At 52.6% G+C, this 12711-nt stretch carries 7 protein-coding genes; 4 read left to right on the top strand and 3 right to left on the bottom strand.

All coding sequences use genetic code 11. The features are described 5' to 3' along the window. Window positions 1–9: 9 nt before the first annotated feature. Both E7Z62_02090 and E7Z62_02085 read right to left on the bottom strand, forming a co-directional pair. Window positions 10–1191, bottom strand: a complete 1182-nt coding sequence (locus E7Z62_02090; protein MBE6521907.1) for a multidrug effflux MFS transporter — start codon at window positions 1189–1191, stop codon at window positions 10–12. 44 nt (window positions 1192–1235) lie between these two features. Further along, on the bottom strand, window positions 1236–3200 hold the full coding sequence (locus E7Z62_02085) for a hydantoinase/oxoprolinase family protein (protein MBE6521906.1): 1965 nt from the start codon (window positions 3198–3200) through the stop codon (window positions 1236–1238). Window positions 3201–3390: 190 nt separating this feature from the next. On the opposite strand from E7Z62_02085, the gene htpG reads away from it, so the two are divergent. Then, on the top strand, window positions 3391–5298 hold the full coding sequence (gene htpG / locus E7Z62_02080) for a molecular chaperone HtpG (protein ID MBE6521905.1): 1908 nt from the start codon (window positions 3391–3393) through the stop codon (window positions 5296–5298). Between the two features lie 43 nt (window positions 5299–5341). Here the strand turns inward: htpG and E7Z62_02075 are convergent, their stop codons facing one another. After that, the gene (locus tag E7Z62_02075) at window positions 5342–6829 is read right to left on the bottom strand and encodes a DUF1846 domain-containing protein (protein ID MBE6521904.1); all 1488 of its coding nucleotides are present in this window, start codon (window positions 6827–6829) and stop codon (window positions 5342–5344) included. A 90-nt stretch (window positions 6830–6919) separates the two neighbouring features. Here E7Z62_02075 and E7Z62_02070 point away from each other — a divergent pair, with 90 nt between their 5' ends. The 3 genes from E7Z62_02070 to E7Z62_02060 all read left to right on the top strand — a co-directional run bounded on the left by E7Z62_02070 (window position 6920) and on the right by E7Z62_02060 (window position 12687). Beyond that, complete coding sequence (locus E7Z62_02070) at window positions 6920–9184, top strand: hypothetical protein (protein MBE6521903.1); 2265 nt, start codon at window positions 6920–6922, stop codon at window positions 9182–9184. Between the two features lie 90 nt (window positions 9185–9274). Then, complete coding sequence (locus E7Z62_02065; protein MBE6521902.1) at window positions 9275–10549, top strand: biotin carboxylase; 1275 nt, start codon at window positions 9275–9277, stop codon at window positions 10547–10549. Further along, the gene (locus tag E7Z62_02060; GenBank protein MBE6521901.1) at window positions 10546–12687 is read left to right on the top strand and encodes a DEAD/DEAH box helicase; all 2142 of its coding nucleotides are present in this window, start codon (window positions 10546–10548) and stop codon (window positions 12685–12687) included. The genes E7Z62_02065 and E7Z62_02060 overlap by 4 nt, the downstream gene beginning before the upstream one ends. Window positions 12688–12711 lie beyond the last annotated feature (24 nt).

Below are 12711 nucleotides of genomic sequence, written 5' to 3'. Positions count from 1 at the left end.
TTTTTCCTTTTACTCTAAGCCTTTCAGTGTTGTTCCCCTTACCAGCATTATCGCCCAAAGGGCGCCGTATACTATCAGGAACAGCGTGAAGCAGAAGGCCACACTCTCGATGTAATTAGAGAATGGAAGATGGACAACTACGACCATTCCTGCCGTGGCGAACATGAAATGAACGAAATTCAGAACGGAGGATATCGCACCCGAGTTCCCCACATCCTGCGCCAGGAGGATGTTGAAACCGAACGAACGCGCGACAGAGGAACATGCGATGATCGGAACGATGCCGCAGAAGAATATCATAGGGCCTTCTCCTCCTACAGTCCAAAGGATCACCACAGCTGTGAGGGCGAGTGCGAACATCACGACAAGGTGTGCCTTGTTGCTTAGATGGAACCTCTCGATGACCAGCATGAGGAGAACTCCTGTGATCATCGCTCCGGCCAGATAGAATGAGTATGCATCCCCTACATCGAATCCCTTCTCTTTGTAGATGTATTCGGAAACGGACACATAAGCTAGGATACAGAACGCCACCATATTCATCATGATGGCGAATCTTCTGAAATCGCCGTTCTTGAGAATCGGGATCATCGTCGCTACGGCACCTGTTATGGAGCCCTTGTATCTCTCCTTAGGAATGTCCGCCGGGATCGTCAGTGATATCAGAGCACAGATTCCTGCGACTATAGCTGGTGCCCAGAACGTCGCTCTCCAATCCAGCACCCATATCAGAGTCTGCCCCAATACCGGAGCGATGACCGGGCCGAGGACTCCGATGACCGCTACGATCATCAGGACCTTTGTCCTCCTCTTTCCATCGAAACAATCCCTGATGAGGGCAACAGCGCATGTCATGGCACCCCCGGCACCTATCGCCTGAAGTATCCTGCATACGATCATGAGCTCGATCGAATCCACCGTGCTGCAGAGGAAACTTGCCGCGATGAACAGTGCGAGGGAACCGAGCAATACCGATCTCCTTCCGTACTTATCGCTGACCGGGCCAAGGAAAAGAATGCCTATCGCCAGGAAGAGCATGAACATGTAAAGGGCCATGCTGAACGTGGATTCGTCGGTACCGAAGTATTCGATCATCTCGTCCAACGCCGGCAGGAACATATCGGTGGCCAGCGGAGCGAACATGCTCAGCATGATTATCAAAGCCACCAACACGCCATCGGACAATCTCATATTACCTATGCCGCCGAAAGTCTGTTCGTAAATAAGATATTCGATTAGTCGAACCAATGCATCATGGGCTTACCCGAAGCCCTGACGATGACAGTTGCTCCGCGGAAGACCTTCTTCCCGTTACCTTCTACATCGATGAGCGTCTGATCTATCTTCTTCTCAATGGAAACTTCGGCCGCTCCGGACTCTATCGCCCTTGCCGTAGCGATCCTCGTCGCCTCCTCGATGGCGAATTCCAGCGCCTCCTCCTTGTCGGAGAATTCGAAGGCCGTCTCCCCGTTGTACACGGTGCATTCCGGATCTTCCGAGAAGTCCTGGAAAGCAGCACGTACCGACAGCTCGACGACCTCGGTCACAGAACTGGAGATGGCTCCGATTGCATTACCGACATCATAGTTCTCGGGAAGGATCAGTTCCGTGTTCAGGGTTTCTGCAACTTTAGGAAGCCATGCTCCTACCGGTGCTCCGATACCCACGATGGGCATCTTCAACCTGAATCCCACGTCGTATTCCTTGGTATCGCGGAGGATCTCCTCTATCATCGCATGATCGGATTTGGACAGCTCGTCCTTTCCCGTCTCCGCCCTGATCATGTGATCCATCACACATCTGGAGATCTTCTGAACGATCGCTTCCTTAGCTTTCTGGATAAAGACATCTGCATCCATTTCGGCCTTCTTCGAAAGGAGCTCGACCGCCTTCCTGGAAGATCCCGTGTCATACTCGTTGTAAGTCCCCTCTGCAGCCAGGATATCTGTAGGTGTGATACCGATGCGGGTCACGTATCCTTCCGACTCCAGATCTCTGAGGCAGAATCTGTCGAAAGGTATCTCCAATACCTCTGAGGCCTCCCTGACAGAGTAGGGCCTCTCCTCGATGAGCTTGAGGAATCTCCTGTCGCATTCGGTGAGATATGACAATTCCATGTTGGATGCCCTTGTGTACAATTCACAATCGGCTATGGCATCGGACGGCGATGAATCAAGATTCTTCAGATTAGAAATCCACTCCCTAACTTCCGGCCATCTGGATGCCGCTATGCATATCGGGATTATCCTGATAGTTGAGAGCACGAGCTTGGATTTCTCCACGGATATGCGGCTGTCCCCGCCCATTCCGTATGTGCTAACGTCTGCTGCACGGACCCTTGTCCTGTGACCGCCCACCAGAGCGCCTGTGTCCAATGTGCGGACGAAACCTCCGTGGATGATTCCAAGGTCGGTAGTGGTTCCTCCGATATCCGCTATGAGGGCATCGTGGATACCTGTGAAGACCATGGCGCTGGTAAGACTGGATGCGGGACCTGACATGATGGTCTCGATAGGCCTCTTGATTGCTGTGGCGGAATTCATGATCGAGCCATCGCCCTTGACTATCATCAGAGGAGCTTTGATCCCCATGTCCTCGAGGGCCTTCGTCACAGCTTTGATGAGGTCTATGATAGTAGGGATAAGCCCAGCATTGATGATGGCAGTGTTCGCCCTCTGTTCGAAACCCAATTTCGAAGTGAGATCGTGGGCGCATACCACGGGTATGCCCAACATCCTTTCGGCGAGCCCTTTGACGGTCTCCTCATGGCTGGGGTTGCGGACACTCATGTACCCTACGATTGCAAGGACATCGACCTTCCCGCGCATAGATTCCACAGCGGCCTTGGCCTCTTCCATATTGAGCTTCTTGACGGTCCTTCCTTTGAGGTCCAGCTGTGCATCTATGTAAGCGTAGTTCGCTATGTTCACGGTGTGGCCGAACTTCTTTCCGAGGACAATGAGCCCGACACGGCAGCTCTTTCCTTCCACGATGGAATTCGTCGCCAGAGTTGAGGAAAGCGATACAATAGAGATTCCGTCGGTCTTCGACAGACCTTTGAGCGAGGCGACGATACCCTTGATGAGATCGTCACGGGTGGTGAGGGCCTTAGAGCGACATATTATCTCCTTCGTCTCCGTGTCGATGACGACAGAATCGGTGTATGTTCCGCCGGTGTCTATGCCCAATCCCAATACCATTCTATTCCTCCGAGCACCAAGACATATCAGTCTGCTTATAGAACTCTTACCCTCGTAGATAAACAAGAATCTGCGGCATTCCTGGAACTGTCTAATTTCAACCTCCGGGACAATCGAATCCCATTTCATAACTATTTTATAGAAGTTCTAACACTCATTCACCCTAATAACGAATCAGAGGGTTCTTGAAATGGCAAAGAAACAATTCAAGGCAGAATCCAAGCAGCTTCTCGATCTGATGATCAACTCGATATACACCCACAGGGAGATCTTCCTGAGGGAGATCATCTCCAACGCATCTGATGCGATCGACAAGCTCCATTACAAATCCATCACAGAATCGGACGTGCCCGTGGCAAGGGAGGACTTCCGCATCGACGTCAAGATCGACAAGGAAGCGGGAACGGTCACAGTCTCGGACAACGGAATAGGAATGTCCAAGGATGACATGGACGCAAATCTCGGAGTCATCGCACACAGTGGCTCCCTGGACTTCAAGAAGGAAATTGAAGAAGGTAAAGACATCGACATCATCGGACAGTTCGGTGTCGGTTTCTACTCCTCGTTCCTCGTTTCAGATAAGGTCACCGTCATCTCCAAGAAGTACGGAGAGGACCAGGCCTGGAAATGGACCAGCGAGGGTGCCGACGGATACACCATCAAGGAATGCGAGAGGGGTTCCTACGGAACCGATGTCATCATGCACATCCGCGAGGATGACGAGAACGAGACGTTCAGCAACTACCTCAGCGAATACACCATCGAGGACCTCATCAAGAAGTACTCGGACTATGTCCGCTGGCCTATCCACATGACCCTCGAGAAGGGAGAGATGGAGGAGACCGGCGAGAAGAACGAGGATGGCACTCCCAAGAAGGAGTGGAAGACTCATCTGGAGGATACCGTCGTCAACAGCATGGTGCCGATCTGGCAGAGGGATAAGGCCTCGGTCACCGATGAGGACTGCAAAGCATTCTACAAAGAGAAGTTCCACGACTACGAGGAGCCCATTTCGGTCATCCGCGTGAATGCTGAGGGAACCGTCAGCTACAAGGCGATGCTGTTCATCCCCAAGGTAGCGCCCTACAACTTCTACAGCAGGGAGTTCGAACCCGGACTCCAGCTGTACTCGTCCGGAGTCATGATCATGGACAAGTGCAAGGACCTCCTGCCCGACTGCTTCAGGTTCGTGAAGGGAGTCGTCGATTCACCCGACCTCTCTCTGAACATCTCCAGGGAGATGCTGCAGCACGACCGTCAGCTCTCGATGATCAGGAGCAACCTCGAGAAGAAGATCAAGAACGACCTCGAGAGGATACTCAAAGAGGACAGGGAGACGTATGAATCGTTCCACAAGAACTTCGGACCTCAGCTCAAATACGGAATCGTCGAAGGCTGGGGAGCCAAGGCCGACCTGCTCAAGGACCTGATCATGTTCCACTCGATGGAGAAGGACAAGCCCATCACGCTCAGCGAATACGTTGCCGACATGAAGGAAGGCCAGGAGAAGATCTACTACGCCACAGCAGAGAGCGTCGCAAGGGCCAAACAGCTGCCTCAGGCAGAGCAGGTACGCGACAAGGGCTATGACATCATCTGTCTGACCGAGGAACTGGATGAGTTCACGCTCAGGACCCTCAGGAACTACAACGAGAAGGAATTCTGCAACATCAACAGCAACGACCTGGACCTCGGAACCGAAGAGGAGAAGAAAGAGGCCGAAGCGAAGGAAGAGGAATCCAAAGACCTTCTGCAGTTCATCAAAGAGTCTCTGGGAGACAAGGTGGACAACGTCGTGCTCTCCAGGAAGCTAAAGACTCACGCGGTCTGTCTGAGCTCTGAGGGCGATGTGTCCTTCGAGATGGAGAAGTACTTCGCGAACATCCCGGGATCGCCCGAGCAGGGAGTCAAGGCCAAACGTGTCCTGGAGATCAATCCCAACCACCCTGCTTTCGAATCCCTGAAGAAGGCATACGAAGATGACAAGGACAAGGCGAAGTCCATGGCATCGATCATGCTGGACCAGGCCCTCCTGATGGCAGGAATGCCTGTCGAGGACATGCTCGGATACTCCGAGAACGTTTTCAAACTGTTCTGATGGCAGAGGGGGTTTTCCCCCTGCCGTCTTTTTTCATATCGATTCAGAAACTCTCATGGAAGAGACATTTGGTCTGATGCTCAGGCTCTGACGACGTGCTCATTCCTAGCTTCTTGTAGACGCCTTCGTCCACAGGGGAGAGGATGACAGATGAATGCACATCGCATCCTCTGAGCTTGGGGAGCATCGCGAACGCCTTTGCGGCATTCTCGTCAGTCCTGGCGATGATGGACAATGCAATCAGCATCTCATCCAAGTGCATACGGGGATTCTTGTATCCCAGATTATTGACCTTCAGGTTATGGACGGATTCTATGACTTCCTTGGAGATCAGCATCACGGAGTCGTCTATGCCGGCAAGCTCCTTCAGCATGTTGAGCAGCAATGAAGATGATGCGGTTGTCAGAGGCGTTGCCTTTCCCGTGACGACGCTTCCATCATCGAGCTCGGCAGCGACCACTGGCCTTTCGGTCTCGGTCATGACCTTCTTGACTGTTGCCACCGTCTTACGGTACTCGGGAGTGATGTCGGCATTTTTCATGTAAATCTCGGATTTCAGGAGGGTCTCGGCAGAAGCCCTTCCCTCCCTGCGGTCCCTAAGGGTCGAATAGTAACGTCTGATGATCTCATAGTTCGCCGCTTTCCTGACGACCTCGTCATCCACGATACAGTTCCCCGCCATATTCACTCCCATGTCTGTCGGGGACTTGTATGGAGAGGCTCCAAGAACCCCTTCCAGTATAGCGTTGACGACCGGGAAGATCTCGATATCCCTGTTGTAGTTGACAGTGGTCACACCATATGCATCCAGATGGTACGGGTCGATCATGTTCACATCCGCCAGATCCACCGTTGCGGCCTCATAGGCGATGTTCACCGGATGCTTCAGCGGGATGTTCCAAATCGGGAAGGTCTCGAACTTCGCATATCCTGCGGACACACCCCTCTTCTTCTCGTTATACAGCTGAGAAAGGCATACTGCCATCTTTCCGCTTCCGGGACCGGGTGCAGTAACGACAACCAGAGGTTTTGTCGTAGGCACGAACTCGTCCTTTCCGAAACCGTTGTCGGATGCGATCAATTCGACATTGGAAGGGTATCCGTCTATCAGATAGTGCCTGTACACCTTCAGCCCGTTCGATTCGGCCTTCTTCTGGAATGCCTCCGCTTCGGACTGCCCGTTGAAGTGGGTGATGACCAAACCGCAGACGTTGATTCCCCTGTCGGTGAACATGTCGACGAGTCTGAAGACCTCGGAATCATATCCGACACTGAAATCCTTACGGATCTTCTTCTTGACAATATCCTCTGCATTGATAACGATGATAGCTTCGGCGTCCTGACCGAACTCCATCAGCATCCTGATCTTACTGTCAGGCATGAAACCGGGAAGAACACGGGACGCATGATAATCATCGAAAAGTTTACCCCCGAACTCCAGATAGAGCTTTCCTCCGAACTTCTCGATACGCTCTCTTATGTGTTCAGACTGGGTTTTAAGATACATGTCGTTGTCGAATCCGACCTTCATGCAAAAAAAGAACTACTGGATTCTATAAAATATGTGCGGACTAACAGTTTTTTTATCGTTCTTTGCCCATTACCGCTCAGGTTATTGTCCATGGCATTGACACCTTACGAAGGAAGACGCGATTACGACGTCGAGGATCTGCTCGCCCAGATAGAGCAGTACAAGGACAGCCATGGCGAAGAGACCGAATACGTCAAATGCGAACACAAGAACGCGGACTATTCCGTGATGGACCGCCAGCAGAAGGCCTATTACCTGTACTGGAGGGATGAACTTGCACGCGGCAACTGCCTGAAATCCGACAGAGGATACGTCAAGCTTCGCATCATCGAGATCATAAACAGCGACATGGACCCTAAGGAAGGGATGAGAGAGCTCAGGCTGCTCTTCGACAACACGAGGATGCACGGAATGCCTCAGACCGATATCGCTTCGACCATGTTCGACTATGCGGTCGTCCACGACCTTGACCTGCCCATCATGTGGATGGGCAAGGGTTCCGTGAGATCATTCATGGTCACATCAGAGATCATGTCCTTCCCCACCAGACGCATCGGGAAGGAACTGGTATGGTACCTCTCCGGAGGGCCGAAGGTACATGCCGACGGAGTGGACAACATCCGCCACATCACACTGTTCAACGACTGCCTCACGGCGATAGACCGTTTCCTCATGGAGAACACAGGGAAAGGAATCGCTAAGACCTATTCCGAAGGCATAACCACCGAACTGTACAAGGTTTTCCTGTACCTCCCATACGGCAAGGACAAGGACTATCAGATAACCTATGAGAAGCTGCGCACAGACGGGGTTTTCGGAGAGTTCATGCTTGGACTCTTCTCCTACACCAGGAAGCTGCTGTGCAAGGAGATAGGCGAGAAGGGCCCATCCACGCCCAGCTCGTTCAACAAGGAGTTCAGAGCGATCGTCGACAGGATCATGACCGAAGGTCCCGAGGAATACGAGAGGGTGCCGAAGGAATGGCGCGGGACCACAAGGGTTTCCATGTCCTCCAAGGAAAGGGCCCTTGTGGACATGGGTAACAAGCTGGAGGCACAGTACGGAACCGCTGAGAAACCCAAGCCCATACTCAACATAGATCCTGATGCGGCCAAGCAGCATGTCAGCCCTCATCTCAAGACTGATATCGAAAGGAATTGGAATGTTGAGATCAAGGAGCGCCAGGAGTACATCCCGTCAGGGTTCATCAATCCCGATTACAGGTCCTTCTCCGAACCTCAGCGGAAATTCTATGTCTATTGGAGAGGCCAGACGAGGATGGGCAATTACGGTGAGACCGATTGGGGCTACCTGTGGCTCTACCTGTGCGAACTCATCAATGTGAAGGAGGAGCCCGACGAGGTCCTCGACCAGCTATACAACCTCCATAATGCCTACGGCGGTGCCGACGAGGAGAATCTGACAGGTAAAACCTGCTTAGAATACTCCATCGTCCACAAGCTGCCGATACCCGAGCCTTCGATCTACGAATCCAACATCACCGCCTGTCTTTCCGTCGAGCAGTTCCTGAAGGGAATGAATGCCAAACTGGACAAGAACCTCATTCTGTTCCTCTCCGGGATTAACGACAAGACCATGACCAGGGAGTTCGACGATGACTGTGTGGGGATCACCTGCAAGGTCATTCTAGATGCCCAGGCGCAGAAACAGTCCGAAGGCACATCCATAGAGGAATTCTGCGATGCCGAGAAGGTTCCCACAGTAATGACCGTGTTCGACGGTCTGAAGTATTTCAAGGAGATACGCAAGGCCAGATTCTCCTACCGCAACTACATCTACAACGCGGCCTTCGACGATTCCCTCAAAGAGATAGCGAAGAATGTTTTCTCGGCCGTCCGCATGAAGAGGACGGGAAAGCCAGTAAAGGTCTCGAAATTCACAGCTTTCGGGATGGATTGCAAGGACATCCTCTCCAGATCCGTATCAGCTTGGTATGAGGAGAAGGAGATCGCAGAAATCAAGGAGAGGGCCAGCAACCTCAAGCTCGACCGCGATGCCGTGACCGGTGCCCAGGAGGCGCTAAGGGACGTTACGAGGATGATGAAGACCGAAGAGGATGAGACACCCTCAGAACCTGTGGAGAAGCCCATAGAGGTCAAAGAAGCGTCCGGTTCATGGAGCGGTCTGATCCAGGCCATGGATGATTCGCAGAGAGGATATCTCAAGGCTGTCCTGGAAGGAAAGGGCAAATCGTATCTCAAGGAGAACGGCCTGATCATGACAAGGATGGAAGACTCAATCAACGGACTATCCATGGACAGCATCGGAGACAACATAGTCGAGAACGGTGAGATCTTCGAAGAATATCTGGCAGACCTAAAGGCCTGTCTTTGAGACAAACCTAGCATCTCGCCCCTTGGTTACGCGCGAGCGATAGTAGTATATGCGCGTTTTCCCATTCGCCCTTCAGTCAGGAGCAACTGCATGACAGCTACAGTACCCAAAAGAACCCTTATCACCATGATAAACGCACTCTCCTCCGGAGTCGTACCCAGGAGAGGTCTTGAATACATCGCGGTGGGAAGGAAGAAAGAGACCGAGACATTCGTCAACGACCTGGATTACACGGCCGAAGGCGGAGGAGCATTCAGATTCATCTCCGGACGTTTCGGAAACGGTAAGAGCTTCATGACTCAGATGATACGCAACTATGCGATGGACAAGGGCTTCGTCGTCATGGATGCAGACCTTGCGATCAACAGGAGGCTTACCGGCTCCAAGAAGGAGGGCCTCAACACATACAAGGAACTCCTCAGGAACATGGCGTACAAGGCCAGACCCGACGGCGGTGCCCTCGAATCCCTGCTCCAGGGATGGATCCTGGACACCAAGGAGAAACTGGGGGCGGACGCCAACGCTGAGAGCATCGAGAAATCCATGCGTACAGACGTAGCGGAGCTCTCCAGCCTGCAGAACTTACAAGACTTCATGAGGGTCATCGTATGCTACATGAGGGACTTCCTCGAGGAGAAGGACGACATCACCGCACTCAGATGGCTGAAGGGGGAGCTGGACCTCAAGAAGGAATCCAGGAAGGATCTCGGTACAAACATGGTCATCGACGACAGCAACTGGTATGATATCATCAAACTCTGGACAGGTATCGTCAAATGCCTCGGATTCAAAGGTCTCGTCGTTTTCATCGACGAAGGTGTTGTCCTCTACAAGCTGCAGAACAAGGTGTCCAGGTCCAACAACTATGAGCGTCTGCTCACGATGTTCAACGACATCATGCAGGGAAAGACGAAGAATCTGTCCATTTATGTATGCGGAACCCCTGAATTCATCGAGGACCCCAACAGAGGACTCTACAGCTATGAGGCGCTCCGCTCAAGGCTGGTAGCAGGGCGCTACGAGAACGGTTTCGACAACTACCTCGGCCCCATCATCAACCTCAAGCCTCTGACCAATGAGGAGATCTTCGTTCTCCTGAAGACCATCAAGGACCTTCACGAGCAGAGGTATGAGTACGAGTCCAACATCACGGACGATATGCTTGAGACCTATCTGAAGACGGTCATGGCCAGTGTAGTTTCGTCCACAATGCTTACCCCCAGGGAGATCACCAGGGACCTTATCAGTCTGCTCGACACCCTGCACCAGAACTCCGAGCTCCAGTTCCTGGACCTTGTAGAGGGCAGGGTCGTCAATGCCGATGCGAACCCCGACGATGAGATCATCGAGGACCTCGAGGTATGAGCGATTACTTCGAGAAACTGCCGTGGTTCATCAAGGAATACGTCCACAACTGCAGATGGTCTGGGTTCAGGGAGATCCAGACCAAGACATTCGAAGCATTCTATTCGACCGACGACCACATCCTCATCTCCGCAGGGACTTCCAGCGGAAAGACCGAAGCGGCGATGTTCCCTGTCATCGATTCCCTTTACAGCAATCCGCCTGAGAGCATAGGCGCACTTTATGTCGGACCCCTCAAGGCACTGATCAACGACCAGTTCGAAAGGATGGGTCCGGTACTCGGTGAATCCGAACTGAAGATAACCGGTTGGCACGGAGACATCAGCAGGTCCTCCAAGGACAGAATGGTAGATGACCCCGGAGGGATACTCCAGATAACCCCGGAATCGCTACAGAACATTCTGTCCTATCATCCCGATGAGGTAGAAAGGCTGTTCAGGGACCTCAGATTCGTGATCATCGATGAGGTTCATGCGTTCATGGATTCCGACAGGGGGCTGCAGCTCCTGTGCTGCCTTCAAAGGTTGGAGGTGCTTGCGCATTGCGAACCTAGAAGGATCGGTCTGTCAGCCACCATCGCGAACAGGGAAGCAGCCGCAGAATGGCTGAAGGCCGATACCGGGAGAAGGGTGAGCACCGTCTATGAGGACAACGCTGACAGACGGAACATTCGCATCAAATACAACTACTTCCCGCTGCCCGATCCCCAAACGGAAAGCGTTGACAGGAAGAAAGCGATCACATCCTATTACCTGGACCTGTTCAGGGAGACCCACGGCAACAACTGCATCGTATTCACGAACAGCCGCCACAGTGCCGAGATGACAGCGAAATCCCTGAGGATCATATCAGAGAGGAAAGGTTACCCTGACGAAGTCACCATCCATCACGGCAGCATATCCAAGGAGCTCAGGACCATAGCCGAAGAGAAACTGAAGAATCCGTCCGTAAAGAACACGACGGTGGCCACTGTGACTCTGGAATTGGGGATAGATGTCGGCGACTTGGATAAGATCGTCCAGATCGATGCTCCCTACACGTGCTCCGGCCTCGTACAGAGGATGGGGCGCTCCGGAAGGAGAGGGAACGGACAGAACCTCGTGCTAATGTGCAACGAGGATGAAGAGGAATGGTGGGCGACGCTCGACGGCGTATCGATGAGCCTCGTCAAGGCCATAGCCATGTCGGAACTTATCCTGAATGAAGGGTGGACGGAACCAGCAGAGGACAATTCGATGCCTTTCGGACTCCTATATCATCAGACGATGGAATACCTCCGTCCCGGGATCGGAGCGAAGTTCTCCTCCCTGGTTTCGGATGTTCTCACCATGTATCCGTTCAGGAACATCACCAAAGAACAGTACAAACTGATGATCAAGCATCTGGTCAATCTGGGCCACATCGAGGTCATGTCGGACCAGACATTGCTCATAGGGGAGAAGGCAGAGAGAATCGTCTTCAACAAGGACTTCTGCTCGGTGTTCACCACCAAGAAGGAGGTGCTGGTCAAATGCGACAGCCGCACCGTCGGATCCATTCAGAACATGCCCCAGGAAGATGACCTGATCCAACTGGCAGGACGTGTCTGGAGGGTCTTGAAGGCGTCGAAGGAGAGATCCATGGTGGAAGTGGAGGAATGCGACGGCGAAGCATGCAATCCGTGGAGATCCGGAACCCCGCCGACTCACACCCGTGTCATGAAGAAGATGCTGGAGGTTCTCGAGAGCGATGATGAGTACCCCTATCTGGATGAGGCAGCGAGAATACGTTTGGAAGAGAGCAGAGCGACGGCCAGGTCCAACGGCATGACCTGCATGTTCTCAGAGAGGACAGGCGGTTTCAGGATATATCCCTGGCTCGGGACGAAGCAATTCGACACCCTCCGCAGAGTCCTGCAGAAGGTCATAGGCACCGACAGCATTCGTGCTTTCCAGCCCTATTACATCGATATCCGCACCAAACTGTCAGAGGATCAGATCGTCAACAAGGTCTACAACTATCTTGAGAACAAGGACATCACATCGCTCATCTACGACGAGGACCTATTGAAATTCGGTAAGTATGACAAGTTCGTCCCCGAATCCCTTCTGGTCAGGGAGTACGCCATAGATAAAATGGATGCGGATCTCGAGCTTTGAACACACACTGAATACGACTCCGCA

Source organism: Thermoplasmata archaeon, from assembly GCA_015063285.1.
Taxonomy (GTDB): Archaea; Thermoplasmatota; Thermoplasmata; order Methanomassiliicoccales; family Methanomethylophilaceae; genus Methanoprimaticola.
Note: the sequence above shows the minus strand (reverse complement) of the source record. Positions and strands in the feature narration are given on the sequence as shown.